Annotated in this window: 20 protein-coding genes and 1 tRNA gene; 11 read left to right on the top strand and 10 right to left on the bottom strand. The window is 63.8% G+C overall.

The window, feature by feature from the left end:
• Positions 1-11: 11 nt before the first annotated feature.
• Genes OKA05_RS09570 through OKA05_RS09555 form a run of 4 tightly spaced genes read right to left on the bottom strand, consistent with a single transcriptional unit; the run spans position 12 to position 6740 of the window.
• Positions 12-1298: a Wadjet anti-phage system protein JetD domain-containing protein gene (locus OKA05_RS09570; protein WP_264486907.1), complete on the bottom strand. Its 1287-nt coding sequence runs from the start codon at positions 1296-1298 to the stop codon at positions 12-14.
• The gene (locus OKA05_RS09565) at positions 1295-4624 is read right to left on the bottom strand and encodes an SbcC/MukB-like Walker B domain-containing protein (protein ID WP_264486906.1); all 3330 of its coding nucleotides are present in this window, start codon (positions 4622-4624) and stop codon (positions 1295-1297) included. The genes OKA05_RS09570 and OKA05_RS09565 overlap by 4 nt, the downstream gene beginning before the upstream one ends.
• A gap of 8 nt (positions 4625-4632) precedes the next feature.
• Complete coding sequence (locus OKA05_RS09560) at positions 4633-5265, bottom strand: DUF4194 domain-containing protein (protein ID WP_264486905.1); 633 nt, start codon at positions 5263-5265, stop codon at positions 4633-4635.
• On the bottom strand, positions 5262-6740 hold the full coding sequence (locus OKA05_RS09555; RefSeq protein WP_264486904.1) for a Wadjet anti-phage system protein JetA family protein: 1479 nt from the start codon (positions 6738-6740) through the stop codon (positions 5262-5264). Before OKA05_RS09555 ends, OKA05_RS09560 begins: the two co-directional genes overlap by 4 nt.
• A 110-nt stretch (positions 6741-6850) precedes the next feature.
• On the opposite strand from OKA05_RS09555, the gene OKA05_RS09550 reads away from it, so the two are divergent.
• From OKA05_RS09550 to OKA05_RS09530, 5 genes are read left to right on the top strand one after another with little or no spacing between them, the layout of a single operon-like run.
• Positions 6851-7102 (top strand): DUF1844 domain-containing protein, encoded by a 252-nt coding sequence (locus OKA05_RS09550; protein ID WP_264486903.1) that lies wholly within the window; start codon positions 6851-6853, stop codon positions 7100-7102.
• A gap of 40 nt (positions 7103-7142) precedes the next feature.
• On the top strand, positions 7143-7967 hold the full coding sequence (gene kdsA, locus OKA05_RS09545; RefSeq protein ID WP_264486902.1) for a 3-deoxy-8-phosphooctulonate synthase: 825 nt from the start codon (positions 7143-7145) through the stop codon (positions 7965-7967).
• A gap of 17 nt (positions 7968-7984) precedes the next feature.
• Entirely contained in the window at positions 7985-9799 is a 1815-nt protein-coding gene (locus OKA05_RS09540) for a hypothetical protein (protein WP_264486901.1), read from the top strand.
• Positions 9800-9806: 7 nt separating this feature from the next.
• Positions 9807-10562 carry an LPS export ABC transporter ATP-binding protein gene (lptB, locus tag OKA05_RS09535; RefSeq protein WP_264486900.1) on the top strand — a complete coding sequence of 252 codons (756 nt, stop codon included), beginning with the start codon at positions 9807-9809 and terminating at the stop codon, positions 10560-10562.
• 40 nt (positions 10563-10602) lie between these two features.
• Complete coding sequence (locus tag OKA05_RS09530; protein ID WP_264486899.1) at positions 10603-11727, top strand: serine hydrolase domain-containing protein; 1125 nt, start codon at positions 10603-10605, stop codon at positions 11725-11727.
• Positions 11728-12045: 318 nt separating this feature from the next.
• Here OKA05_RS09530 and OKA05_RS09525 read toward each other — a convergent pair whose 3' ends face one another.
• The gene (locus OKA05_RS09525) at positions 12046-12417 is read right to left on the bottom strand and encodes a glutaredoxin family protein (protein ID WP_264486898.1); all 372 of its coding nucleotides are present in this window, start codon (positions 12415-12417) and stop codon (positions 12046-12048) included.
• A gap of 246 nt (positions 12418-12663) precedes the next feature.
• Here OKA05_RS09525 and OKA05_RS09520 point away from each other — a divergent pair, with 246 nt between their 5' ends.
• Positions 12664-13050: a hypothetical protein gene (locus tag OKA05_RS09520; protein WP_264486897.1), complete on the top strand. Its 387-nt coding sequence runs from the start codon at positions 12664-12666 to the stop codon at positions 13048-13050.
• 144 nt (positions 13051-13194) lie between these two features.
• Positions 13195-13824 carry a RibD family protein gene (locus OKA05_RS09515; protein ID WP_264486896.1) on the top strand — a complete coding sequence of 210 codons (630 nt, stop codon included), beginning with the start codon at positions 13195-13197 and terminating at the stop codon, positions 13822-13824.
• On the opposite strand, the gene OKA05_RS09510 is transcribed toward OKA05_RS09515, so the two are convergent.
• Together OKA05_RS09510 and lpxB are read right to left on the bottom strand one after the other, a co-directional pair.
• Positions 13818-14024, bottom strand: a complete 207-nt coding sequence (locus OKA05_RS09510; protein WP_264486895.1) for a hypothetical protein — start codon at positions 14022-14024, stop codon at positions 13818-13820. The genes OKA05_RS09515 and OKA05_RS09510 overlap by 7 nt on opposite strands.
• 55 nt (positions 14025-14079) lie before the next feature.
• The gene (gene lpxB / locus OKA05_RS09505; protein WP_264486894.1) at positions 14080-15207 is read right to left on the bottom strand and encodes a lipid-A-disaccharide synthase; all 1128 of its coding nucleotides are present in this window, start codon (positions 15205-15207) and stop codon (positions 14080-14082) included.
• A gap of 131 nt (positions 15208-15338) precedes the next feature.
• On the opposite strand from lpxB, the gene OKA05_RS09500 reads away from it, so the two are divergent.
• The 3 genes from OKA05_RS09500 to nadA all read left to right on the top strand — a co-directional run bounded on the left by OKA05_RS09500 (position 15339) and on the right by nadA (position 18046).
• The gene (locus tag OKA05_RS09500; RefSeq protein ID WP_264486893.1) at positions 15339-16196 is read left to right on the top strand and encodes a tetratricopeptide repeat protein; all 858 of its coding nucleotides are present in this window, start codon (positions 15339-15341) and stop codon (positions 16194-16196) included.
• 58 nt (positions 16197-16254) lie between these two features.
• Positions 16255-16872, top strand: coding sequence for a bactofilin family protein (locus OKA05_RS09495; protein ID WP_264486892.1), 618 nt, complete (start codon positions 16255-16257; stop codon positions 16870-16872).
• Between the two features lie 235 nt (positions 16873-17107).
• The gene (nadA, locus tag OKA05_RS09490) at positions 17108-18046 is read left to right on the top strand and encodes a quinolinate synthase NadA (protein WP_264486891.1); all 939 of its coding nucleotides are present in this window, start codon (positions 17108-17110) and stop codon (positions 18044-18046) included.
• Here nadA and OKA05_RS09485 read toward each other — a convergent pair.
• Positions 17964-18644 (bottom strand): hypothetical protein, encoded by a 681-nt coding sequence (locus OKA05_RS09485; protein ID WP_264486890.1) that lies wholly within the window; start codon positions 18642-18644, stop codon positions 17964-17966. The two genes, nadA and OKA05_RS09485, sit on opposite strands and share 83 nt — an antisense overlap.
• 227 nt (positions 18645-18871) lie before the next feature.
• Between OKA05_RS09485 and OKA05_RS09480 the strand changes: the two genes are divergently transcribed.
• Positions 18872-18948, top strand: a tRNA-Arg gene (locus OKA05_RS09480).
• Positions 18949-19040: 92 nt separating this feature from the next.
• On the opposite strand, the gene OKA05_RS09475 is transcribed toward OKA05_RS09480, so the two are convergent.
• Both OKA05_RS09475 and OKA05_RS09470 read right to left on the bottom strand, forming a co-directional pair.
• Complete coding sequence (locus OKA05_RS09475; protein ID WP_264486889.1) at positions 19041-22688, bottom strand: PQQ-dependent sugar dehydrogenase; 3648 nt, start codon at positions 22686-22688, stop codon at positions 19041-19043.
• Positions 22689-22738: 50 nt separating this feature from the next.
• On the bottom strand, positions 22739-25321 hold the full coding sequence (locus tag OKA05_RS09470) for a LamG domain-containing protein (RefSeq protein WP_264486888.1): 2583 nt from the start codon (positions 25319-25321) through the stop codon (positions 22739-22741).
• Positions 25322-25719: the final 398 nt, after the last annotated feature.

Below are 25719 nucleotides of genomic sequence, written 5' to 3'. Positions count from 1 at the left end.
GTAACCGGATTTTAATCTCCCGGCCGATCCGGCGACCTGCTGCCGGCGGCCGGGAGTTCTGCAGCCGGATGAATTCTGTAAAAGGGCCACTCGCGGAGTTCGGGGCGGCCCAACGTTTCTTGTTCGAAATCGCCTTTGTCGTTGCTGGCGGAAATCGACTCAAGCTGGGTTCTGACATCCTCCAGCCAAGGATCGACGAGGAGAGCAGGAAGAATCCCCCGGTCGTAGGTCGTGAGAGGACGGGGCTCGCTGCGCTCTCGCCGATGCATCAGGAAGGGAGCAACGGGACGCGGGGCGATCGCCTGGCGGAGCTTTGAGAGGATCTGAAAGCCCGCCGGGTCGGTGTCGCCGAAGTGATGGATGGGAAGCTCCGACGGAAGCAACTCGATCAGTCGCTGCAGTCCCTGGGTCGGATAGGCGCAGGCGAGAATCAGGGTTTCCTTGTCCGCGTTCAGGGAAGCGATCCTGCGTAGCGTGGTCTTCGTGTTTTCGACGGTGAGGATTCTCTTTGCGGGTGTGGTGGCCTTGACCGCCCGCAGTAGATCTGTGGTGAGGTGATAGCAGCCCTTGAATCCGTCAATCTTCAAGGCGTCTCCGTCGGGAAGATGAAGGACCAGTTCTCCGGCAATCTCTATCCGCGGCTGGCTTCCCAAGATCCCGAGCGCGGCCAATGAGGTGGGCCTCAGGAACATGGATGCCAAACAGGCCTCGGCGATCCGCCGGGAGCGCTCCAGATGCTTCGACTCATGGCCCATCTCCACGCTCGCTTCACGGATGAGCGTTTCCTCGGGCCACTTCCGGGCGGTGAGACCGAAGGTCAGGTCCAGCATCTGAAGGACGAGACCGGGACGATTCCAAGCGAGCGGACGGACGTGGCGTCCCGCTTCGAATGCCGTGCCGACCGAGTCCAGCCATTCCCGCCACGTGTCCGGGAACCGCGGATGGCTTCGTGTCGAGGCCTCCCGGACGTGAGCGAGGCTTTGTTGGCGAAGGTCTTCGGGTGCCGCCGTGGTGAAGAGGTCACGCAGCCAGGCCTCCGATGAAACGGGCAGCGAGAGGCGTTCGATCAGATGGCGGCGGTAGCGATGCCTCGCCAAGATGATCTTGCCCGCGTCGTGCAGCTTTCCCGCTTCACGCTCCGCCGTCGCGACATCTTCGGCAGAGGTGATCCCGGCGTCATCGAGAAGCCGGTGCCAGTCGCGGGAGAACGCGCGGGACTTTCCATCGAGCCGCTTCCCACGCGCTGCGAACCACTGACGGTGCAGTTCGACGAGCCACGCGGGATGCAGTTGCTTCATGACAGCGCTTCGATGAGTTTCTTGCGATCGACGCGCACGCACCAGTTGCGGATGTTGGTGACGGTGCCGGTCTGATCGTCGTAGGCGCGCTCGACCTTGGCTTGTACCACGGTTTGCGCGTGCTGGATCATCGTTGGCAGACGGTCTTCCGGGAAGGCCATGACGAGTTGCAGGCCGAAGTTCCGCGCGAGTGCGAGGCAGGCATCGATGCGGTCGCCGGAGAGCTTTGAGAAGGCTTCGTCCATGACCACGAGGCCGAGGTTGCGGCGAAGGTCCTTCTTTCCGAGGTCATAGACACGCTGGAAGGCGGCGAGCATGGCGACGAAGAAGGGGGCCTGGTTCTCGCCGCCACTCTGTTTCTTGGCGCTCTTGTTGAGCGAGATGGCGGAGCCTTCGCCCTTGCCTGCGGGTGTCGCCTGGATATCCCAGTGGTGATAGTAGCGGTAGTCGAGCGCCTTCTGATGACGCGGGTCTTCCGCGTTTTCGATCGCGAGCATCAGGGCTTGCTTGGCCTTCTCGATGTCTTCCTTGCCGCCGGCGGCGAAGAGTTCCATCGCGGGATTGAGGCCCTTGTCCACGAGGGTCCAGATCGCACTGTGGGTGCGGTCGGCACGCATCGAGAGTTGGTAGCGCATGCCGCCGATCACGTGGTCCATCGCCTTGTTCAGCTCGCGCTTGGTGCGCTCGGCTTCGTCGAGCTTCTCCTTGAGGACATCGAGCACCTGATGCTGCAGGCGGTCTTCCCACTGCTTCTGCGCGTCTTCGGCTTCGATGCGGTAGCGCTCGAGTTCGTGCTCTTCCAATTCGCGACGACGGGCGTCGTAGCGGCCGTTCTCATCGTCCGCGGGATCGAAGAACTCGGCGGTGTCCGGATGTTTTTCCGCCAGCGCATTGCGCTCCAGATCGCGGCTGTCGCGGGCCTTCTCAGCACCACGGCGCTGCATCTCCGCGAACTCGCGCACCGCGTCGATGCGCTGCTGCCATTTGGGAAACTGCTCGCGGGCCGACTCGATCTGGGACTCGATCTCCGCATCGCGAACTCCCGTCAGGCGTTCGCGGCTCAGGCGGCGTTCATGGAGGGCGGTTTGCTCTTCTTCCTGCGAGGTTGTGATCGCGTCCAATTGCTCGCGCTCCTGCTGTTCGAATTTCGACAGCGAGCCATTCAGGCGACCGATGCGCTCGATGACTCCTTGGAAAGTCCGGTCGAGCACCCGCAGCTTCTCGACCGTCGCCTCGCGCTCGGGCGTGGCCAGCAGGCGGATTGTCTCATCGAGGCCCTGCGCCTCTTTCTTCAGACGCGGCAGGTCGCGCAGGCCTGAGGTGCCCGGCGGAGCATCCGCTTCGTCGAGCCGCCATTGCTTGCCGCGGTGCAGCCAGGTCTTCCAATCGTCGCGTGAACGATTCAGCCGCGACAGTTCCTCGCGCACGCCTTCCAGCTCTTCCTCGCGCAAGGTGCGCAAACGCCGCAGGCCTTCCTCGCCAATGGTGAATTCCTTGGAAGGGGTGAGGTGCAGGCGCAGCGGCGGATCCTTCAGCCAGCCGTCCTTCGAAAGCGCGCGCGGATGCTTGTCGAGCTGTTTGGCTTTTTCCACCGCGACGAGGTCGCCGTAGAGATGATCGAGATAAGCCCGCGCGTTTTCGTGCGAGGTATCGAACAAGGCCGCGATGCTGCCGGCCTTGGTCTTGTCAGCCTTGCCGGCCTTGCCAAGTTCGGCGGTGTTGACCAGCGGCTCATCGATGTGCCCCAAGCGCTGGGCTTGGTCCCATGCGGCGGTGAAATCCTCGGCGAGCACGGCCTGGCGGTTCGAATCGAGCAGGGTCTCTAACAGCGGCCACCACGGCTCGGCTTCCGGCTTCACCTCGATCACCCGGCCGAGTGCCGCGGCCTTCTGGCCACGCGAGCGCAAGGCATCGAGCAGGGGCGAGGAAAACGTGCTGCCCTTGTTCGCCAGATCGTCGAGCTCGCGCTTGAGCCGCGATTCACGGGCTTCCTGATCCTTGAGTTTCTCTTCGATCGGCCGCAGGCGCTCTTCGCCCTCGCTCTCTAACAAACGATAAATCCGGGCCATCCGCGAGGCGGCATCGAGTGCCGGGGCTTCATCCGCGCCCTGCATCTCCTTCATCCACCCGGCAGCCTGCTCCGGCTCTTCCAGTCCCAGCTCTTCCGCGTGCTTCAGCCACTGCTTCCAGTGCTGGGTTTTGTCGTGAAGGAACTGGCGCGCGGTCTTGGCGGCTTCGCGCAACTGGTCGATCTCCTTGCCGACCTCGTCACGGCGCGCGCGGCCTTGGGCGAGGTGAGCGATCTGGGCGTCATTGCCGGCGACCAGTCGCACGGCATCGAGCTGCTGCTGGAGTTCGTTGCGCTCGTCGATCGCCGAGTCGTGGTCAGCGCGCTGCTCCTCGTTTTGCCGGCGGAGTTGTTCGATCTTGGCCTGGCGGGCTTCCAAGGCCTCGCGCTTCTCCTCGTGAACCAAGGCGTCGCGCAAATGCCCGAACAAGACTGCCTCGCGCGAAGCATTCAAATACGCGGCGTGCTGGTCGCAGATCCGGACCAGCCGCTGGTGCTGGTCATGCATCGTGTCCAAGCGGTCCTTCGCACGACGGTGGGCGTCTACGCTGGCGCGCACCGCCTTCACATCCGGCAAGCCCGGCTCTAACAAATACTCGCGGATGAACTTCTCGAAGCTCTCGACCGGCTGGAAGGCCATCGAGTTCGGCAAGGTCTTGTTCATCTGGACGCGGTCGAAGCCGAGGTGGCTGCGCGAGCCCATCTCTTCCAGATAGCTGGCCTGGCGGTCCCAGACATCGCCTTCCAGATCGCGGCGGACGTGCACGCGGAATTCTTCCTCGGAAAGGAACGCCACCGCATCGTCCAGCAGTTGCGGAGCGAGGAAGTCGTCCTTTTGCAAGCGGGCCGGCACGCAGAACCAAAGCGTGCGCGGCTTGGCGGTGGGGCCCTCGTATTCGATGCGTGCGCCCCAGGTTTCTCGTCGCGGCTCCTCCTCGCCAGCGGTCGCCGGCCAGACGAATTCGAGCGCGGCCAAGGTCACACCGCTGGGCCGGAGGAAGCGCTCCTGGCCATCCTTGCCGACGGTATTCGTATCGCAGAGGCAGTAGCCGCGCAAGGTGCGCCCGCTGCCGGCACCGGCTGCCGCCTTGTTGAAGCGGCTGAGCGATTCGCCGAGCATCACGAATTGCAGCAGGTCGAGCAACGCGCTCTTCCCGGAGCCATTGGCACCGGTGATGAGGGTGAGGCCGGAGACATCGATGAAGTCCCGGTAGCCATACCAGTTGATGGCGACGATGCGACTGAGGTGGACACGCATGACAGGACTCAAGGGGAAGCTTCCGCGGTGGACTGCGGTTGGTAGAGGGCGACACGGGCGAGCCAGGACTCGATCGAGTCGAAGGGAATCGTGCGCGCGAGGCTGGGCAGGATTTCGATCAAGGTTTCACCGATGGGCGCATTCGGATCCGGCCGCTGGGTGCGGACGAGGCGATGGCGTTTCATCCGGGCCAGCATGTTTTCCACGTGGGTCTTTTCCGGCGGCTCGATGTTCTCGAAGGTCGATTTGAAGCGCTGCCACAGGTCATCCACGGTGATGATCACGGACTGCTCCGCGCGCGTGGTGCGGTGGTCGTCCCAAGCACGCCAAAGGACGAGCAGCAGGAGCGTCTCGTCCTTCGTGAACTGCGCGAGAAGGAGGCATGCCTCGGGGCGGGGGCGCGCTTGCAAAAGGTAGAAGTCGTCATCGACGATCAGCTCCAGGCCGAGTGGTGCGAGGTAGTCCTTGAGATGCTCCTGATAGTGATCGCGGGCCAGCAGGAAGAGATCGCGGCCGCTGCCATCCGTGCCGAGCAAAGTGCCGCGGCCGAGCAGCTCGGCCATGATCTCGCGCAGCGGGGCGCGGTCGGAGTCGGGGACATCCGGCCAAAAGCGCGGCCAGTAGGGATCGGAATCGCTCATGCTTGGCGGGTGAGGGTGAATCGTTCGATGGTCCAGTCGGACTGCTCGTCCATGGGGATCGCGCCGGGCTCGAGGCCATCCAGCCGCCGCGGGCCATCGGCGGCCCAGCGCAGCACCCGGCCATCCGCCATGGTGGCGTGGTCGTAGGCGGCGGTGGCGAGCAGATCGAGCACGTCATCGATGCTGGCGGACTTGATCGTCTCCGTGCCGATGCTGGCCGCGACTTCATCCAGCAGGCGGGCGACGAGGCGCGCCGCGCGCTGTGGCGTCAGGGCCAGTCGCTGGCGCTCCTTCAGGGCTTGGAGCGTGTCGTCCTCGTCGTCGCGCGGACCGTCGCCTCCACCGAAGGAAAGATCGGCGGCGGCACGGACCCGGCGGGTGCGGGCCAGCGATTCCACGCCGTAGAAGCAGCGCATCTCCGGAACCATCGGCGTGAAATCCGGGGCGGTGTCGCGGAAGGATGCCAGCTTGCTCCCGGTGTGGGCCGCGTTGATCGCATCGCAATAGGACTTCACGATTTCCGGCCGGCGTCCTCGCAACTCGGTCTGGTAGCTGTAGCGTTGCTGGGAGAGGCGGTTGAAGCCGGCCATGCGGGCGTCGATGGCGTCCGCCACCAGGCGGATCGAAGCGAGCCGCCGCTCGAGATCGCGCAGGGCGCGCTCTGCCCGCGAGTAGGCTTCATCGGGATGCCAGCCATAGTGGGCCGCGAAGCCCTCGGCGAGTCGCTCCTTCACGAGCGCCTGATCGCGCAAGTCGGCCACCTTGGTGCGAGCCACTTGCAAACGCGGCAGCAGGCCATTCCGGCGAAGTGCGTCGTAGCAGACCATGTGCTGGCCGGTGCCGAACTCGGCGTAGAGCAGCCGCAGCGTTTCGGCAGGGGACTCGCTGGCGCGTTGCCTTTGGTCGAAGATCGAGATGAGCTTTTCCACCCCGTGGAGCTGGATCACGGCGCTTTCCAGGCGGGAGTTGAGGTCCGTGACCGTGGCGCGGAGCTCGTCGGTGGTGCGGAAGGCCGGGTGCAGCACCTCCGGCCGCTCCAAGGTCTCGCACACCCCCCGCACCGTGTCGGCGAAGGTCGTCAGCTCGGCGATTTCCTCCTCCGCCAGCTCCCGAAGCAGACGTAGCAGCGGGCGCAGGCCGGGGGAAACCAGCGTCCAGCGTTCGTGCAGGCCGAGCTGCTGGTCCTCCAGCCAGCCGGCGTCGCAGAGGCGGTTGAAGAGCTGCCCGGCGCGCTGGCGGGCATCCCGCAGCGAGGCGCCCTCGTCCTCGGCCAGCAGGATTTCCGGGTGGGAGGCCAGCGTTTCGCGGACCAGGGCGATCGCGTCCGTATGCGGGATACGGCCCCAATCGCCGGCGATATCCGCGATCCGGTCGGCGCAATCGATGTAGATGGCCGCGGAGGGACGGGATAGCGGGCGGAAAAAGTCCCTCGAGACGGATCCAAGCAAGCGGCGGCTGAGGGAATCGGGATCCATGGGTGAGCGGGGGCGGCACGCTACCGGATTGGCCCCCGGTGCCAAGCTTCCTTCCCCGGATGCGGATTTTCCGCTCGCTTGGCCATTGGCTGCTTCCCCACCTTTCCCCCATGGCCGCCGCCGATCCCCGCTTCAACGAATTCGTCATCCTCCAGGCTCAGAATGCCGGACTTTTCCTCGGCCAGATCCCGCACCCGGGCACCGGCGAAAAAACGATCAATTTGCGCGCGGCCAAGTCCGTGCTCGATTCGCTGGAGATGCTCGCCGCCAAGACCGCGGGGAATTTGACGGAGATTGAGGAAAAACTTCTCACGACCGCTCTTGCCAACTTGCGTCCCCTATACGAGAAATCCGTCGGGTAAACGGTCGTTTGGATTATTTTCGCCTCCTTAAGATTCAATCATGTCCTTCGAACCCTTCCAAATTGGCAGCGTCCCCGTGGGCGGGCCGGCCCCGTTTTTCATCCTCGGTCCCTGTGCGCTCGAGTCCGAGTCCTTCGCGTGGGAAATGGCCCGCTCGATCGATGAAATCGCCAAGCGCACCGGCATCAACTACCTCTTCAAGGCGTCCTACGACAAAGCGAACCGGACCTCGGTGAAGTCATTCCGCGGCCCCGGCGTCGAGGAAGGCTGCCGGATTCTGGGCGAGATCGGGAAAGAGCTGGGCGTGCCGGTGACCACCGACGTCCACAGCCCGCAGGACGCGGAGATCGCCGCGGAACACATCGACCTGCTGCAAATACCGGCCTTCCTGTGCCGCCAGACCGACCTGCTGGAGGCCGCGGCCAAGACCGGCCGCGCGGTGAATGTGAAGAAGGGCCAATTCCTCGCGCCGTGGGACACGGTGAACATCGCCGACAAGCTCCGCTCCTTCGAATGCCGGAATTTCCTGATCACCGAGCGCGGCACCACTTTCGGCTACAACAACCTGGTGGCCGACATGCGCTCGCTCTACTGGATGCGGAAGGAAGGCCTGCCGGTCATTTTCGACGCCACCCACTCGGTCCAGCGCCCCGGCGGCCTCGGTGGCACGACCGGCGGCGATGGCGAACTCGCTCCGGTCCTGGCCCGTGCGGCCATCGCCACCGGCATCGATGGCATTTTCATGGAAACGCACTCCGACCCGGCGAACGCGCTTTCGGATGGACCGAATCAAATTCCTCTCGAATTTCTGGAGGACTTGCTCGTCCGACTGGTCGCCATTCACCACGCTGCGCACGGCGCTTGATCTGATCCGCCCCGCCTATGCCCCTCCGCCCCCTGCGTTCGAAATTCTCCCTGCCCGGCCCGCTCGTCGTCAGCCTGATGGGAGCGGCGCTCGGGCTAGCGGTCGCCACGGCGCAGACGACTGTCCCCGAACGCGTCCCGCAGACGGACGGTGAGGAGTCGGCGGATGAATCGGGCGGGCTGTTTTCCGGCGGACTGCTGCCGAATGGCAGCATCCTCAAGAATGTGGTGCTGCCGAGCTACGATCTGAAGAACAACCAGACCTCCTCGGTGAATGCCGGGGATCTGACCATCTTCACGCGGGAGGAATCCCGGATGGATGCCAAGACCGGCAAGCCGAAGACCGTCGCCGTGCTCGACAAGGTGAAGATCAATGACCTGCGCATCCGCTTCTTCAATCCCGATCGCACGCTGAAGGGCAACATCGCCATGTCGCGAGCGCTGCTCGAGATCCGGAAAAAGATCTCCCTGCTCACTTCGGAGGAGCCTGTCTCCTTTGTTTCCGACGATTTGAAAGTCGACGGATCCGCCTTGGCCTTCGACACCAAGAACAACCGTGGATTCCTGCACGGCCCCGTCACGGCGGTGGCCAAAACCACCGACAAGCGAACTTCCATGAATGCCTCTCCCGCCCAACGCGCCCTCGCGGCCGGAGCCATGATGATGGCTGCCGCCACTGCTCAGGAAGCCGCTCCGGCCCAGCCGGCGACTACTCCGGCCGCTCCCGCGGCTACCACGACCGAGCGCTTCGCCAGGGCCCGGCTGTCCCAGGTCGAACTCGACCAACTGGCTGCGGAAAAGGCGAGCCGCGCCTCCCAGCATGATGCAGGCACCAAGGCTGCCGACGAGGAACTCGGGGCGGTGAAGGCCAAGTCCGAGGATGCCCGAATCACCATGAACAGCTTCCTGCAGGCGGCCTCGCTGGCCAGCGTGATGGCCGCGCCGACACCGGGCGTCTTGCCGGATGTTCCGCGTCCGCCTGCCCTCGACGACCCGAACGACACCGTGGTGAAGTCCAAGGATGGTGCCTATTTCGACTCGGAGGAAGGCCTGCTGATTTTCCTCGGCGATGTGACCGTGAAAAATCCCGAGCTCGACCTGAGCGGTGCGAGCGAGGTGAAGATTTTCATGGAGCCGCAGAAGGATGAGAAGACTGCTAGCGTGGATCCCAATGCCCCGCCGAAGGAGGTGACTCCGGAGATGCTGGAGAAAATGGCAGCGGCCAAGGCTGCCAAGGATGCGCAGCAGACGACGCCAACGCCGCAGCCGACGGAAAAGAAGCCGGGGGACCCTGCCGCGGAGAAGCCTCTCGATCCCGCTACCCAACTGACGCCGGAGCAACTGGAGAAGATGAAGGCCACGAAGGGGCAGAAGACTGCGCCGACCCCCGAACAACTGGAAAAGGTGAAGGCAGCCCAACTGGCCGCCGGTCTCGACGCGGGTGGAAAAGGCGGCAAGTTTGGCGACATCAAGCGCATGGTCGCCACCGGGCCAGCCGTTCGCATTCGCTACAAGTCCGGAAGAGAAGGGGACGCGCCGGTCGAAGCCTCCGCACACACCGTGGTCTACGATTTCGAGAAGCACCAGATCCTCCTGCAAGGCGGTTCGCCGTGGGTCTATCAGGAAGGTGAAGACGGCATGAGGGGACAGGCGCACGGACCCAACGCTTACATCCTCGTTTACACCGACGATGACGGCAACTTGACCAAGGTGCTCTTTGAGAACCAAGGGGGACACTCCACCTTCAACGTGAAGACGCCAGAGAAGGACGACCCGAAGAAGAATCAGAAGCCCAAGCAGGATAAGCCAAAGCAGGTGCAACCGAACCGCTGACCGATCGATGTCATCTCCCTCCTCCTCGAACGGCCACCGGCTCCTCACCGCCACCGGCCTCCGCAAGTGCTACGGTGGCCGTGCCGTGGTCGATGGCGTCAGCCTCGCGGTCTGCCCCGGTGAAATCGTCGGCCTGTTAGGCCCGAACGGCGCTGGCAAGACCACGTCCTTCTACATGATCGCCGGCCTGATCCCGCCGGACGCGGGCTCGGTGCAATTCAATGGCACCGACATTTCCCGGATGCCGATGCATCGTCGGGCGCGTCTCGGCCTCGGCTACCTGCCGCAGGAAGAGTCGGTATTCCGCAAGCTGACCGCTTTCGAGAACCTACTCGCGGTGTTGGAAACCCGGCCGGGGCTCTCGAAGAAAGAGCGCAAGGCCCGTGCGGAGGAACTGCTGGAGCGCTTCAAGATCACCAAGGTCCGCAACTCCGAGGCGATCGCGCTTTCCGGTGGTGAGAAACGGCGCCTCGCCATCGCGCGCTCGCTGTGCACGGAGCCGCGGTTGCTGATGCTGGACGAGCCGTTCGCCGGCATCGACCCGATCGCGGTGGAAGACATCAAGAGCATCGTGCGTGAGTTGCGCGAGCGGGATGGGCTGACCATCCTGATCACCGACCACTCGGTGCGTGAGACGTTGTCGATCGTCGATCGCGCTTTCCTGATCCACGACGGCCGGGTGATCCTCGAAGGGGACTCGGACGTGCTGGTGAATGATCCGGTGGCGCGGAAGTACTACCTCGGCGAGGATTTCAGGCTCTGAGCGGTTGCCAAGCCCGGCTGCTTGGTTCACGCCATCGGCCGTGTCTCCGTCCGCGCTCGGTGAATTGCTGTCCGTCTTCGAAGAGAACTTCCGCAGCCGCGGTGAGATCGGCGCGTCGGTGAGCGTCTGGTGGCGCGGCGAGGAAGTCCTGTCGGCCGCGGAAGGCTGGTGCGAAAAGGAACGGACGCGCGCTTGGACTGCGGACGCCTTGGTGCCGGTTTACTCTGCGACGAAGGGGCCGGCGGCGGCGACGCTGTTGCTCGCGCTGGATGCCAAGGGCCTCGGCCCGGACACGCTGGTGCGCGAGGTGTGGCCGGCGTTTCCCGTGGCGGAGGCTACGTTTGCGCATCTGCTTTCCCATCAGTGTGGATTGGCCGCGCTCGATCAACGCGCGCTGATCTGGGATCACGCTGCGGTTGTCGCGGCGATCGAGGCGCAGGCTCCTGCCTGGCGACCGGGCGAGGGGCACGGCTACCATCCGCGGACTTTCGGGGCCTTGGTGGAAGAGCCGGTGCGGCGTCTAACAGGGAGGCCGCTTGGGGCGGTGTGGCAGGAGACGATTGCCGCTCCGCTTGGCCTAGAATTCTGGATCGGCCTGCCGGAAAGCGAGTGGCCGCGGGTTGCCCGGCTTTATCCGGGCAAGGCATCTGCGGAGGATATGCAGGATGGCTTTTACAAGGAGTTCAATACCGAGGGGACCGTGACGCGCCGGGCCTTTGGCTCGCCTGCCGGACTGAGATCGGTGCAGGACGTGAATGACCCGAAGGCATGGTCGGCCGGCCTGCCGGCGATGGGTGGCGTGGGGACGGCCTCGGCCTTGGGGAAGTTCTATCAGGCGGCGATCGGCGCGATCGAGAGCCCGCTGAATGATCGCGTGCGGCAGGCGCTTTCGCAGGTCCGCGTTACTGGCGATGACCGGGTGCTGATGCAGCCCACGGCTTTCTCCTGCGGCTGCCAGCTCGATCCGCTGGATGCATCGGGGAAGAAGGTCCGGGAGCTTTATGGGCCGTCGGTTCACGCCTTCGGCCATCCTGGTGCGGGCGGTAGCCATGCGCTTGGGGATCCCGAGAGTGGCGTGAGCTTCACGTACGTGATGAACCAGATGGAGCTCAGTGTTCTCCCTGGAAAGAAGAGCGTGGAGATGGTGCGGGCGTTGTTTTCGTAGGGCTTCTCATTCGGTAGGCGCGTTGGTGACAACGCGGAAGCACGGGGGCGGGTCGGCTTGAAGGGACCGCTCCGCACTGTCACCAGTGCGCCTACGCTAAAGGCGGGGACGTGGAAGGTAGGCGCGTGGGTGACAACGCGGAAGCACGGGAGGAGTCGGCTGCCGGGTACCGCTCCGCACTGTCACCAGTGCGCCTACGCCAAAGGCGGGGAGGTGGAAGGTAGGCGCGTTGGTGACAACGCGGAAGCACGGGAGGAGTCGGCTCCAAGGGACCACTCCGCACTGTCACCAGTGCGCCTACGCTGAAAACCCAGAGGCTCAGCCCAGGAACTTGATCTTGCCCGGCAACTTGAAATCGCCGCGGGCCATTGCCTCGTGCTGTTCGTCGCTGCAGGCGGAGTTTGTCGGCGCGTCAGCCGCGGCTTCGTTCTTCTCGAAGTAGCCGTTCTTGGTCAGCCATGCCTCGACCTCGTCGCCGGAAATGTCGGGCAGCATGGTGCCGTCGATCTCGACGCAGGGCGACAGCGATTGGCCGCTGCGCTGCTCCATTTCCCAACGGAAGGCGGGATTCTTGATGATGTCCTTCTCCTCGAACTCGAGATCGTACTTCCGCATGATCGCGCGGACGCCTTCGCTCCAGCCGCAGAAGGTCTTGAGGTAGGCGGTGATTTTCGGTGCGGGCTTGCTCATGGCGCGGAAAATACATGCCGGGGCCGTTCCCGCAAGCCTTGCCACCCATTTCGGCGGTCTGCTGAGTCTATCCAGGGCCGGAGCAGCCCCACAGGGGACGAGGACATTCCATTTACGCCATGTCGACGGAACGTCGACACCCCTTATTCCGGGCCTGCGACATGCCAGGGAATGAGGGCGGTGATCTCCCGATTGGGGCTTGCTCAGGCGCGGCACGGTGTTTCCGATGGGAAGACCGCATGAATCATGGACGCCGATGTCAATGACCCGCAATCGTGGACGCGCGCCGATAGCGTGAAGGCGGTGATATCGCTGTTCCTCGGAGTCGCTCCGATACTCTTCATCGTTCTCGAATGGTCGGTGGCATGGTGGACTCTCGGTCATCGTCCACGACCGATGGTCGATGATCCGAAGTGGATCGGGGAACTGGTTTCATTCCTCCACTGGCTTTCGCTGCTCGCTCTTATGGCGCTGATTCTGATCTTTCCGTGGTCGGCGCTTCACTGGATGGCACGCCATGGCGGCAGCAGGGGCGGTCAATTGGTGGCGCTCGGCTGTTTCCTTTTTCCTCTCTCTACATTGGTGATCCTTTATTACTCCAACTTCGAGCCCATCGGCTGGTGGATGGACTGATCCATGCAGAATCGCATGCGCCACGGCCGTCGACCCGCCTTGGCAAGGTGATGGCGCTTGCCAATTTCCTGCTGCCAGTGGCGTCTTTCTGTATCCCGACATGGATCCTCTGGGAATCGTGAGCGGGTGGTTTGACTGAAAATAATGGATCGTCCGCTCGTCAGCATCAACTTCGCCCTCTCCGCCGATGGGAAGATCTCGTCGGTGCAGAAGCGGCCGTCGGGATGGACGTCGAATGACGATAACGCGCGTTTGTTAGAGCTGCGGAAAGAGGCCGATGCTCTGTTGGTGGGTCGTGGGACCTTGGAGTCGGACCGGATGACGATGAAGGCCCTGCAGAATCCGCTGCGCTGCGTCGTTTCGCGGAGCGGGGAGTTCGATCCGCAGCATCCGTTGTTTCATACGCCGGGCGGGGCGGTGCATCTGTTAGCCACGGAGGGCACGTGCCGTGAAATCCCGGGCGCGATCCTTCATCGGGGCAGCCTCGCGGAGTTTCTAACGGAACTCAGCGCGCTCGGTGTGGGCCGCGTGCACTGCGAGGGTGGGGGAGAGTTGGTCCGCGAGCTTCTGGAGCTCGATGCGGTCGATGAGATCCATCTGACCTGGGCGGGCCACAAGCTATTCGGTGGGCGCGAGGCACCCACCTTGAGCGGCGTGCCGGGGGACTTCCTGCCGGCGTCTCGGGAGTATGAGCTGACGGAATTCGATCCTCGGCCGGAGACCGGCGAGTGCTTTCTCAGCTACCGGCGGAAGCGCGAGGCTAGGGCTCAGTGAGCCTTTTCCTCACCGTGCTTTTCGACCTTGTGGTCGTCGCCGTGAGCTTCTCCATGGGCCGCGTCGTGACCTTCGCCATGGGCGGCGTGGCCGTGCTTCTCGTGGAGCTTCCTGGTTTCTTCCCACTCGTGGCGTTCGCAGGAGGTCGCAACAAGGAACAGCCCGGCGGCAGCGGCGGCGAAAAGCGTGGTCGGTTTCATCCCGGCGCGGGTGTAGCGAATCGACCGCCGATGGCAAGCGGTGAAAGCTTTCCGCTCAGCGGGAAATCCATTTCGAGATCGCGGTGGCGGCCCGCAGGTGGGCGCCGGGACCGCCGAGCTTGGCGGCGGTGGCTAGCAGCCGACGCCGGGTTTCCTCGCGATGGGCGTCGTCGGCGAGGAAGCGGGCCAGCGATTGCTCGACGCGCAGCGGATCGGCTTCGGACTGGATGAATTCCTCCACCACACGCTCGCCGGCGAGGATGTTGATCAGGCCGATGAACTCGATCTTCACGAGCATTTTGGCAGCCAGGTAGGTGGGCCACGCGACCTTGTAAACGAGGCAGTAGGGGAGGCCGAAGTAGGCCGCTTCGAGGGTGGCGGTGCCGCTGGCGACCACGCCGCAGGCGGCGCGTTGCATCAACTCGTGCGCCCCGCCGTCGCTGATCCGCACGACCTCGTCGAGCTTCGCGGCGGTGGTCAGTTCGCGCATCCGGGCGGCGAGCTTCACCGAGGCCCCGCAGGCTTCGAAGCGGGTCTCGGGGCGCTTCGAGTGGAGGCGGCGGGCCGACTCCAGCATCATCGGGAAAAGCCGGGCCACCTCGCGCTCGCGGCTGCCGGGCAGCAGGGCGACCAGATTTTCCTCGCGAGGTTCGCTCGCACGTTCCTCTTCAAGTTCGTCCACCAGTGGATGGCCGACGAAGGTGGTAGGCAGTCCGGCGCCCTCGAAAATCGGCTTCTCGAAGGGGAAGAGGCAGAGCATTTCATCCAGCAGACGCGCCATTTTCGGCAGCCGGCCCTTGTTCCATGCCCACACCTGCGGGCTGATGTAGTAGATGATTTTCGTCTGCGGAAGCTCGCTGCGGACGGCCTCGGCGAAGCGCAGGTTGAAGCCGGGATAGTCGATGAGGATCAGCAGGTCGGGCTTGAGGGCGCGGACTTCGGCAAGCATCTCGTCGAAGCGCTGCTTGAACCATCCGTAGCGTTTGAGGACCTCCCAGAGGCCCATCACGGCGGCTTCCTCGACCCAGTCGCGCAGGCCATCGCCGGCGATTTCGCGCATTTCCGGGCCGCCGGCACCGTGGATTTTCAGGTCCGGATGCTTGGACAGCAGAGCGCGCAGCATTCCCGCGCCGTGCGCATCGCCACTCAATTCCCCCGCGATGACATACAGCGCCTTGGCCATCTGCGGCGGAGCTTAGGGATGGCGTTTGCGGGCTGGCCATGAAAATCCCGGCGGCCCGGCGAAACGATGTGGCGGAGGTGGGAATTCGTCATTGCTTTCGCGGAACCCGCCTCCTTAATCGCGCCCGCATCATGGCCGAAGACTCCGCCGAAACCCCGCGCCCGCTCGCCGAAATTTCTCACGGCCCCTCCGCCTTTGAGGCCTTCCTGGACCGCAACCAGAAGGGCATGATCGCCCTCGGCGTCGTCCTGGTGGTTGCCACCGCATCTTGGATCGTGATCAAGGGTTTCAAGGATGACGCGGAGAAGACCGCCGGTGCCGTCCTGGTGAAATCCGAGGGCATTCCCCAGCTCCAGGCCTTGGTGAAGGACAAGCCCGACACCGCTGCCGCGGGCAGCGCGCAGCTCGTGATCGCTGACAAGCAGTGGGAAGCCGACGAAAAGGATGCCGCGATTGAAACGCTGCGCGGATTCATCTCCACCAAGCCTGAGCATCCGGCCGCGATCAGTGCCAAGGCGAGCCTCGCCTCACGTCTGATGCAGCTCCGCAAAAACGACGAGGCTACCAAGCTTTTCCAAGAGCTGGCCAGTGACCCGGTGGCCAAGTTCATCGCACCGTATGCCCTGATTTCGCTCGGCGACATGCAGAAGGCGGACGGGAAGCTCGATGAAGCCGAGCAGTCCTACAAGAAGGCAGAGAGCGAATACGCTTCCAACCCGCTGGCCAACCTCGCCGGCCAACGCCTGAAGCTGTTGCGTTTCAAGGCCCCGGCGGAAATCGAGCCGCCAGCCGCACCACCGGCCCCCAAGGAACTGGAGATGCCGAAATTGGACGGGCTTGAGGACGCCGCCTTGCCAAAGGGACTCGACGGACCGCTGGGCGACATCCTTTCCGGCGAAACGACCACGCCACCTGCGGAAACCCCGGCCGAAGCTCCCGCGACGCCCGCCGAACCGCCGGCCCCGCCCGTGGAAGCGCCCAAGGAGTAGCCCTGAAAGGGGAAATCCAATTGACTTTCAACCACACCGCATTCCCTATTCCCACGCCATGAGCAATAGCTTCGGATTTCGCAAGATCACCGGTAAGCCGGAGGAGCCCGCCGCCCCCACTCCTGCCGCCACGCCATCCTATACCCCGGCGCCGGCCCCCGCTCCGGCCAGCTACAGCCCCGAGCCAGTAGCGCCTGCCGCCGCCGCCTCGGTTCCCTCCACGGCCGCGCCCCAGCGCCCGGTGGGACCGTCCCGCAACGTCCTCAGCTCGGACGTTGAAATCAAGGGCATCGTCAAGTTCACCAACGACCTCGTGGTGGACGGCCGCATCGAGGGTGAGATTCACTCTGACGGCAACCTGACCGTTGGCGAAAACGCCCGCCTCAAGGCGGAGATCAAGACCGGCACCGTGGTCGTCTACGGCAAGGTCCATGGGAACATCCACGCCAGTGATCGCGTCGAGCTGAAGGCCTCCGCCGAGGTCGTCGGCGACATCAAGGCCAAGACCCTTTCGATCGAGCCGGGTGCGATCTTCGTCGGCAAGTCCGCCGTCGGCACTCCTTCGACCCCGGCTGGCGCTGCTGCCAAGCCCGCGGGTGGCCAGGCAGCCGCCGCGCCTGCGGCCAAGTCGGCCGACTCCACGAAGCAGGGCACGCTCTCTGGCGTCGATTCCTGATCGGCTTCTGAGCAAGTTTCCCAAGCCCGCCCGGTTCACGCCGCGGCGGGCTTTTTTGGGTCGGGATCGTCTCCCCTTTGCCTACCTAGGGAAACTTTGAACCGCCAAGACGCGAAGTTCGCAAAGATTTGAAACTTGGCGTCCTTTGCGTCTTGGCGGTTCCATCTTCTTCAACGGACGTTGCTTCCCGGACTTCCTCATTGAGCCCGCCGGTAGCCGCGTCCATGTTCCCGCCATGCCCGCCGTCGCGCTCGATCTCAAGGAAGCGATCCTCGCCCTGAAAAAGGAACGGAACGCCGTCATCCTCGCCCATAATTACCAGACTGGCGATATCCAGGACATTGCGGACTACGTCGGCGACTCGCTCGGTCTGGCTTACCACGCGAAGGAGACGGATGCCGACGTGATCGCCTTCTGCGGCGTCCATTTCATGGCGGAGACCGCGAAGATCGTGAATCCTACGAAGGTCGTCGTACTTCCCGACAAGGACGCCGGCTGCTCGCTCGAGCAAAGCTGCCCCGGTCCGGAACTGGAGGCCTTTCTCAACGCGAATGCGGAGAAGAACTACTACGTCATCGCCTACATCAACTGCTCGGCCCACGTGAAGGCGCTGTGCGATGTGATCTGCACCTCCGGCAACGCGGTGAAGATCGTGAACAAGGCGCCGCAGGACCGGCCCATCCTCTTCGTGCCCGACGCCAATCTCGGCGCGTGGGTGATGGAGCAGACCGGCCGGAAGATGGACCTGTGGCAGGGCTCTTGCTACGTCCACGTCGAGTTCACCCGCGACTCGATCAACCGGATCAAGGCGGAGTATCCCGACGCGCTGGTCGTCGCCCACCCGGAGTGCACGCAGGCCGTGCGGCTGTTAGCCGATGAAGTCTGCTCGACCGAGAAGATGATCACCTTTTGCCGCAATGCGCCGGTGAAGGACATCATCGTGGTGACCGAGAGCGGCATGCTTCACCGCCTGCGCCGTGAGTGTCCGGACAAGAACCTCATTCCGGGACCGACCGACCGCTGCGCCTGCGCCGACTGCCGCTACATGAAGATGAACACGCTTCAAAAGCTGCACGATTGCCTGGCGAACCTCAGCCCGCAGGTTGAGCTGCCGGAAGATATTCGCCGCCGCGCGGAAATCCCGCTGCTGCGGATGCTCGAGCAATCGCGCTGACCCGCTCCAGCAGCGTCAGCAACGGAATACTGAGCAGCAAGCCCAGCGAGGCCACGCCTGCGCAGCCGAGCACGATCCGCATCCCGTGCGGCACGCCGACCGGAGCGGCCTCGGGGGGGGCGGCATAGACCAGCAGTCGCGTGCCTTGGCCGGCGTGTTGGCGTTCGTAGGACTCGACCACCGCCATCAGGGTCCGCTGTGCCTCCTGGGGGTCGTGGCCTCTCGCGGCCACTTGGATCAGGTTGCCGCCGATCCCGCGCTCCAGCGTGACATCGGAACACAGCACCTGCTTCGCCATCGGATCGGGCGTCGCCCCGGCTGCGAGGGCCGAGGCAGCGGCGTCGATGACCGAAGGGGAGCGCAGCGGGTCGGCGGTCCTCGGCGTGGCGGCAGGCAGCCGCAGCACGGCCTGCGAGCGGTAAACGGGCGGCGTCACCCGGACGATGGCTGTCCCGAGCATCCACATCGCCAACGGCGCGAACCCGAGCACGGTGATCAGGGTGAGCGCTTTCCGGAAACCAAGTGAACCGACGCCTTGGAAAGGCAGTCTTGCTCCGATCCCGGCCATCGCGGCGCGAATGCGAATTTTCCAAGTCATTCGCAAAATATGACCTAAGAAGCGCAGGGAAGTTCAAAAATCGTTAAAAATAAAGGTATTATGAAATTGATGGTTAAGTTAACCTAACAAAATTCTGGAAGGGCATTGTGGGAGGGCTGCAGACGGTAGGCAAATTCTTCGCGGAAAAATGAATCGCGCCGGTGATTTCCTTGACAGGAGACGTCTGCTTCGGCTTCTTTCCCGCCCGCGCCGCAAGGCACGTCAAAGCACCCATAGCTCAATTGGATAGAGCGTCTGACTACGGATCAGAAGGTTAGGAGTTCGAGTCTCTTTGGGTGTGCCACTTTCGGAAAAGCCCTGCAAGTCGATGACTTGCAGGGCTTTTTGTTTGCCTTCCCGTCGCTGCCGCTTGGCGGCTTGGCACAGGCCGGGGTCTCACGGCTCCTCGATTTGAAATCGGAAGAAGCGGTGGGCGTCGCTGGGGTCACGGGGGAAGGTCCGGGTCGGGCCGGTGACGGGTAGGCCGTTGTTACCGGGGACATTCCAGAGGCTCCAGCTTTGCAAGTCCGTGCTGCTCTCCAGCCATGTCTTGCGATTCTCGAGATTCGGGAAGGTCAGCGATGAGGTTCCGAGTGTGAGGCCGGGGTTCCAGAGGCTGGAGCCGCTGTTAGGATCGGTGCCGGTGAGGAACTCATGGTGGTTGCTCAGGCCGTCGGTGTCGGGGTCCTCGTTGGGATCGCCGTCTTGGGAAATGAGGGTGCCGAATTGTTCGAGCCGCCATGGGTCGTAGAACTGGCGATCGGGGAGGGTGTCGTCGATCCATTCCTGCAGGAGTTGGATGGCTGACTGATCGAGTTGGGAGGTGGCCAGCGGGGGCATGCGGGTGAAGCCGTTGGCGGTGGCGATGCGGTTCCAGATGACCGACAGGTCGTGATCGCCGGGCACGATGAGTTGGTAGGGCGGGCCGGCGCTGGAGGTGGCCCCGTTGACGATGCCGGTGGACTCCAGCGAGAGGGGTGCGCGGAGATCGAAGTCACCGCCGCCGGTGCCGCCGCTCTGGTGGCAATAGGAGCAATTGACGGTGAGGTAGGAGCGGACCCTGGTCTCCAAGGTGTAGGCCGTTTCATCGGGCCTGACATGGCGCGGCAGGAGGTTCGGGGACTGCGGCAGTGAGTCGAGATAGCCGGCTTGGCCGAGCAGGGTGAGGAAGTTGCCACTGGTGCCGGCCAGCGAGCCGGGACGATTGAGCTGGCGGGTGTTGAGGCTGAGGAAGTGCCCTGCCTGCGGGGTGTGGCAGGTGTTGCATTGGGAGCGGCTGGGGATCTGCCACGTTTGGACAACGGGATTGCCGTGATCGGTGATGCTTAGGTCGAAGCTTACTCCCTCGTCCGCGACGAGATCTGCCTCCGTTCCCGCTTCGTTCCAGCGGTAGCTGACGCCATAGACTCCTTCGGCGGTTCGCACGAGCAGGCGGGTTTCGATCCGCTTTTTGGTGGCCGGGTTTCCGCGCTCCAGTTCGAGGTCGAAGTGTTTCGCGAAGACTGCGCCCACCGGTGACTGCCACGGTCCCTCTGCGGCGTAGGTGAATTGGTCGGACGTGTTCCCGATCGCGAACCACCGTTTCTTGATGGCATGATCCGACCAGAACGGGAGATTGGGTTCATAGGCCACGACGCCCGGATTCGGGGACAGGTCGGTGAGATCGGCGAAGACGCCGGTGGCGCTCAGGGTTTGAGGAAAGCCTCCGCTGGTGGTGGTGCCGACCAAGCGGCGGACCACTCCGTCGCCGTGATCTAACAGCAAGAGGCTGGAGTCCGATGGATCAAGGGCGAAGGAAGCGATGCCGGATTCACCGGCGATGCGCTCGACGACCGGCGGGCCGCCCTCTGCATTCATCGACCAGATGTTGCCGGACAGGTGGTCGGCGAAAATGTATTTCCCATAAAGCGAGGGGTAGCGGTTGCCCCGATAGACGAGGCCGCCGATGACGGCGTTGCCTTGGAACGGGCCGGCGCCGTGGTTGTATTGCCAGACCGGGCCGGTGAGCGTGGCGGCCGCCGGCGGCACGCCCTTGGTGGGCAGGTCGCCTTCCAGAAACGCCCAGCCGTAGTTCCCGCCCTTGGTGATGAGGTTGATCTCTTCCCGGGTATTATATCCGACCTCGCCGAGCCAAAGGTTGCCATTGAGTGAGTCCCAGGTGAACTGCCACGGATTGCGCAAACCGACCGCGTAAAACTCGTTGCGCACGTTGGCCGGATTGACGGGGAGCCCGTTGAAGCTGGTCGCGCCGACGAAGGGGTTGTCCGCCGGGACTTCATACAGCGGGAAGCCTCCGTGGAGCACCACCGCGGGGTGACTGTTAGGCGGGACGTTCGCGTCATCACCGCCGGTGCCATCGGCAGGAGTGTGGTCTTCCGGTTCGAGATCAACGTCGATGCTCAACAATGCAGCCCAGAAGTCCTTGTCGATGCGTTGGGAGTTGTTGCTCGGATCCGGGTGTCCGTCCGCATCGCCGGAGCCGATGTAGAGATAGCCATCCGGGCCGAAGTTGCATTCGGCGATGTTGTGGATCCGCGGTTGGTTGCCGGATTCCGGCAGGTAGAGCTGGTTGATGAGGATTTCCTCGGTGGCGACGGGGATCGGGGTGTTGGTCGCGGGGCTGTCCGACTTGAAACGGGAAACGCGGACATATTCGAAACCCGCCTCCAGGTGGTTGTAGCAGGCGAAGACGTAGCCGTTCGTCGCGAAGTCCGGATGGAAGGCGAATCCCTTGAGCCCTTGCTCGTTGCCATCGTCGAGGGTGACCGGGGAGAGGTCGAGGTAGAGGAGCTTCACCGGCGATGCCGCGTTGATATCCGGGATCACGTAGATTCTTCCGCCCCGTTCCGCCACGAAGAGCCGGTTCGGATCGCCCGCGGGACTTTCCATGGTCGCCGGCTTGGTGAAGGTCACTCCGGGAAACGCGTTCACCACGGAGAAACTCATGGCAGGCGGTCCAGCGGGCATCTGCACGGTCGTGTTGGCAATCCGAAGCGCGGTGCTGAAGTCGACCGTCACCGTGGCCGGGGCAGAGAATACTCCGGACGAACCCTTGACCCGATACGTGAAGGTGTCAGTCGCCGGAGTGCCAGTGAGATGCTTGTAGAGGATTTTTCCCTTTGCATCGGGAACCGCGGTTCCGGACGAAGGGCTTGCTAGAATCTCCACGGTTGCCGCTTGCACTCCCGGTTCGTCATTGCCGATCACGTCCAGCAACGCGCTGCCGAGGTGGTGCATCGTGACTGCATCCGCAGCGACCATCGGCGGCAGCCCGGTGGAAAGAGACAGTCCGGGATGGCTGTGGAGATACTGCACGTGGCTCTCGGAAAGCACCTCATTGTAAACCTGCACATCGTCGATGAAGCCATCGAACGGGTCCGCGGGAGTGGCGCGACCGAGGCGGCCGATTTCGAAATTATTGAAGTCCGGGAAATCCGCGACCGCCATGGTCTGGGTATTCGCCAGCGTCCCGTCCACCCACACGGCGAGCTGGGCACCCGACAGATCCACCGTCATGACGAGGTGGTGCCACGCCCCATCGTTCACCGCGGGCACGGCGGGCAAACTGAAGATGCCGGTCTGTTGGACGGCGGCGGCTCCCACCGGGCGATTGCGGGCGCTGGCGGCACCGGGGAAGCCCGCTTGTCCCGCGGCGACGCCGAGGTCGGCATAGACGTTGGCAACGGTGTTGTCTCCGGCGAAGACCGCCGTGTTGCGATTGCCGGTGGTGTCGGTGGTCTTGACCCAGGCGGAGATGGTCAGCTCGCCGCTGTCGTGGATGGCGGAAAAGAACGAGGCGTCGCCCATGTCCACGATCCCGGCTTGGGCGACGCTGTTGTTGAAACGGTAGGCGTTGCCCGCGATTCCCGCGGCACCGGTCGTGACGGTGGAGCCCACCGCGCCGGTGGAAGAGCCGGCCACCTGGTTGAGAGCGATGGTCGCCCCCGCGTTCTCGTCGAACTTGTAATGGCCGACGAGGGCCGCATCAAGCTGGCCGCCCCACAAGAGGGCGGCCAGCAAGAGAGGATCGGTCAGTGCTCGCATGAATGGCTCCGGAAATTTCCCCTCGCGGGGGTTGGATGGCGTTCCGGAGCTTACGGGGTTTCCAGCCGGTAGAAGCCCGCGGTGCCCGCGGCCTGGGCGGCTGGCACGATGGCAGTGCCAACTCCGCTGCCATCGGTCGCGGCGGTGACCGGTGGAGCCATCTCGGTGAAGCCTTCGAGGTTGGTCGACTTCGTGACGCGGAAGGTGGTGTTCGCGTTGCCGGTGAAGTGGATGGTGTAGTCGCCACCGGGAACGAAGTTCACCGCAGTGATCGTGGCAAGTGCCGCCGGAGAGGTGCCCGCAGTTTCCTCGGCCTCGTTGTCGATGGTGTCTCCATCCGGATCGCCGGAGCCATTTTGGGCGGAGATGCTGCCGAAGTTGTCGATCTCCCACTGGTCATCGAGCCGGTCGTGATCCTCATCCGCCGAGACGCCGGGCATGGCGTGGAGGGCGGCGATGCGGGCCGGGGAGAGCGCCTCGTTGTAAATCTGCACATCGTCGACGAGTCCTGCGAATCCGTCGGTGGGGACCTTGCGGCCGAGTCGTCCGATCTCGAAGTTGTTGAACACCGGAAACACGGCCACCGGGATGGCGGTGTTCTCGCCGGTCGGGACGCCGTCCACGTAGAGCTTGATGCTGGTGGTCGCGAGATCGACGGTCAGCGCGACGTGGTGCCAGACATCGTCGTTCACCAGGGTGGTATGGGGTGCGGTGTTGCTGAAGATCTCGGCGATGTTGACGTTGCCATTCGGCCGGAGCCGGCCGCTCAGCGCGCCGACATTGCCCACCTGACCGGCGACCCCGAAGTCGACGTAGCTATTGTCGAGTGTGGTATTCGCTGCGGAGATGAAGGCGTTGCGACCGCTTGAGACGTCGGTGGACTTGATCCATGCCGAGTAGGTCAGCGCCTTCGCCGCGAGGATGTCGGTAAGGAAGGGGGCATTGCCCATGTCCACGATATCGGCCTGCCCGATCCCGTTGCTGAACCGGTAGGCATTGCCGGCGATGCCGGTCTCGCCGGTGATGACTCCGGAGCCTACCGTTCCCGGGTTGTTGGCCAGCGCGCTGACGGCCGTGGTTGCCGCTGCCGCTTCGTTGAACTTGTAGTGGGCGACGAGTCCCTTCGCGACGATCGGAATTACGGCCGTATCGGTGGGATCGCTCCCGAATACGAACTCGGCCTGGTCGTTGAAGCCATCGGTATCGCTGTCGTAGAGGTTAGGATTGGTGCCGGAGGTCACGCCGGGCACGTAGTCGACGTCGGGGTTTTCCTGGCCATCGAGGAAGCCGTCACCATCGGTGTCCGGGATGAGTGGATTGGTTCCGGTGAAGGGCAGGGGATTCGGCTCGATGATGCCGCTCCATGTGCCGGTGCGATCTTCCTGGAGGTCGGTGTAGCCGTCATCATCGGTATCCCCGTCGTTGGGATTGGTGCTGTTGAGCCCCGCATGGTATTCGCCGGAGTTATCCAGATCATCGTTGTCGGGGTCGCCGGTGGCTCCGTCGTCTTCATCGCCGCTCTTCGGATCCAGCAGGTTGGCGACCTCCCATCCATCCGGGAGGCTGTCGAAATCGCTGTCGGCGTTGTTAGGGTCGGTGTCGGTGCCGGGAACATTCACCTCGGCGCCGTCGTTGAGGCCGTCGTCGTCGGAGTCGGGATCCAGTGGCAGCGTGAGGGGTGCCGTATGAAGTTCCGCGCCATCGGTGCGACCGTCCCCGTCGGTATCGGCGACCTTGGGGTTGGTTCCGGCAGCCTGCTCCTCCAGGTTGGTCGCCCCGTCATTGTCGGGACCGATGTCGGTGCCCGATTGGGCGGTGATCACATCGAAGTGCAGGATTTCCCAGGTATCTTCGAGGCCGTCGTTGTCGGTGTCTGCCGGGTCAAACGCCTCGCCGGGATGGTCCTTGAGGAAGGTGATCTGGACCGGCGTGAGGACCTGGTTGTAAACCTGCACGTCATCGATCAGACCGCCGAAGTAATCGGTCGGCACCGACCGTCCGAGGCGCCCGATCTCAAAGTTGTTGAAGGCCGGGAAGGTGGAGGTGGTCATCGTCTGGGTGTTCTCCAGGACGCCGTTCACGTAGAGGGAGATCAAGTTCGTGGACAGCTCCACGGTCATGGCGAGGTGCTGCCATTCGCCGTTGTTCACCACGGTGCCATCGCTGAAGAACCCGGCGGATTGGGCACCGGTGCCCAGGTTCGGGCGGTTGCGAGTGTATGCCTCGCCGGCGTGGACCATGTCGGCACCGGAATAGCCGAGATCGGTGTAGTTCTGGGTGCTCGTGTCGACGCCCGCGAAGACCACCACATTGCGCCCGCCGGTGGTGACGGTGGTCTTGATCCATGCGGACAAGGTCAACTTGCCAGTGGCGTTGATGGACGGGAGGAAATTGGCATTTCCCATGTCCACGTGACCCGTGGAGTCGTTGAATTGGTAGGCGTTCCCGGCGATGCCGGTGAGGCCGGTGGTGACACCGGCTTGGACCGCACCGGTCGCATTGCCCGCCACCTCGTTGAGCGCGGTGGTCGCCGCCGCGGGTTCGTCGAACTTGTAGTGGGCGATCAAGTCGGCATGGCTCGACGTGGCGAGACCGCAGACGCCGGAGGCGAAGGAGAGGAGTTTTCGATTCATGGGTTTGGGCATTAGGGGGAGGGCTGGGTTGGCGATCCGTCCGCAGACTGGAACTCGCCCCCTCTAATATTGAGGGACGACGTTTTCCCCCGGAACCCGACGCACTATTTTCGCCGCCGTGGAAAAAGCCTCGCTTCGCAAGCGCGACCGAGGAGCGGCTGGAACGGGATCCACGCTCCAGCCGCATCCCCGCCCGCGACCGCAGTGCCACTGGAAAAACCCAAACCAGAAGGACGGCAGCCGCTTCACGGGGAGAATGTCGGATCAGCAAAGAGGTGCTCGCGGGAAGTCAGCCCTTTTTCATGAAGAACGCCGAATCGCCTCCGATGCCGACATCAGCGGCAGGCACATTTTTACGCGCAGCGTCAGGTTGGCTGATGGTTTTGCCGGCGCTCCAG

This window comes from Luteolibacter arcticus (genome assembly GCF_025950235.1).
In the GTDB taxonomy this organism is placed as follows: Bacteria; Verrucomicrobiota; Verrucomicrobiia; order Verrucomicrobiales; family Akkermansiaceae; genus Haloferula; species Haloferula arctica.
The sequence above is the reverse complement of the archived record's forward strand: the minus strand, read 5'-3'. Positions and strand labels throughout refer to the sequence as shown.

What these genes read in the sequence shown, in the direction of transcription:
- OKA05_RS09570 (WP_264486907.1), bottom strand. Translation starts at nt 1,298, where the DNA reads ATGAAGCAACTGCATCCCGCGTGGCTCGTCGAACTGCACCGTCAGTGG.
- OKA05_RS09565 (WP_264486906.1), bottom strand. Translation starts at nt 4,624, where the DNA reads ATGCGTGTCCACCTCAGTCGCATCGTCGCCATCAACTGGTATGGCTAC.
- OKA05_RS09560 (WP_264486905.1), bottom strand. Translation starts at nt 5,265, where the DNA reads ATGAGCGATTCCGATCCCTACTGGCCGCGCTTTTGGCCGGATGTCCCC.
- OKA05_RS09555 (WP_264486904.1), bottom strand. Translation starts at nt 6,740, where the DNA reads ATGGATCCCGATTCCCTCAGCCGCCGCTTGCTTGGATCCGTCTCGAGG.
- OKA05_RS09550 (WP_264486903.1), top strand. Translation starts at nt 6,851, where the DNA reads ATGGCCGCCGCCGATCCCCGCTTCAACGAATTCGTCATCCTCCAGGCT.
- kdsA (WP_264486902.1), top strand. Translation starts at nt 7,143, where the DNA reads ATGTCCTTCGAACCCTTCCAAATTGGCAGCGTCCCCGTGGGCGGGCCG.
- OKA05_RS09540 (WP_264486901.1), top strand. Translation starts at nt 7,985, where the DNA reads ATGCCCCTCCGCCCCCTGCGTTCGAAATTCTCCCTGCCCGGCCCGCTC.
- lptB (WP_264486900.1), top strand. Translation starts at nt 9,807, where the DNA reads ATGTCATCTCCCTCCTCCTCGAACGGCCACCGGCTCCTCACCGCCACC.
- OKA05_RS09525 (WP_264486898.1), bottom strand. Translation starts at nt 12,417, where the DNA reads ATGAGCAAGCCCGCACCGAAAATCACCGCCTACCTCAAGACCTTCTGC.
- OKA05_RS09520 (WP_264486897.1), top strand. Translation starts at nt 12,664, where the DNA reads ATGGACGCCGATGTCAATGACCCGCAATCGTGGACGCGCGCCGATAGC.
- OKA05_RS09515 (WP_264486896.1), top strand. Translation starts at nt 13,195, where the DNA reads ATGGATCGTCCGCTCGTCAGCATCAACTTCGCCCTCTCCGCCGATGGG.
- OKA05_RS09510 (WP_264486895.1), bottom strand. Translation starts at nt 14,024, where the DNA reads ATGAAACCGACCACGCTTTTCGCCGCCGCTGCCGCCGGGCTGTTCCTT.
- lpxB (WP_264486894.1), bottom strand. Translation starts at nt 15,207, where the DNA reads ATGGCCAAGGCGCTGTATGTCATCGCGGGGGAATTGAGTGGCGATGCG.
- OKA05_RS09500 (WP_264486893.1), top strand. Translation starts at nt 15,339, where the DNA reads ATGGCCGAAGACTCCGCCGAAACCCCGCGCCCGCTCGCCGAAATTTCT.
- OKA05_RS09495 (WP_264486892.1), top strand. Translation starts at nt 16,255, where the DNA reads ATGAGCAATAGCTTCGGATTTCGCAAGATCACCGGTAAGCCGGAGGAG.
- nadA (WP_264486891.1), top strand. Translation starts at nt 17,108, where the DNA reads ATGCCCGCCGTCGCGCTCGATCTCAAGGAAGCGATCCTCGCCCTGAAA.
- OKA05_RS09485 (WP_264486890.1), bottom strand. Translation starts at nt 18,644, where the DNA reads ATGACTTGGAAAATTCGCATTCGCGCCGCGATGGCCGGGATCGGAGCA.
- OKA05_RS09475 (WP_264486889.1), bottom strand. Translation starts at nt 22,688, where the DNA reads ATGCGAGCACTGACCGATCCTCTCTTGCTGGCCGCCCTCTTGTGGGGC.
- OKA05_RS09470 (WP_264486888.1), bottom strand. Translation starts at nt 25,321, where the DNA reads ATGAATCGAAAACTCCTCTCCTTCGCCTCCGGCGTCTGCGGTCTCGCC.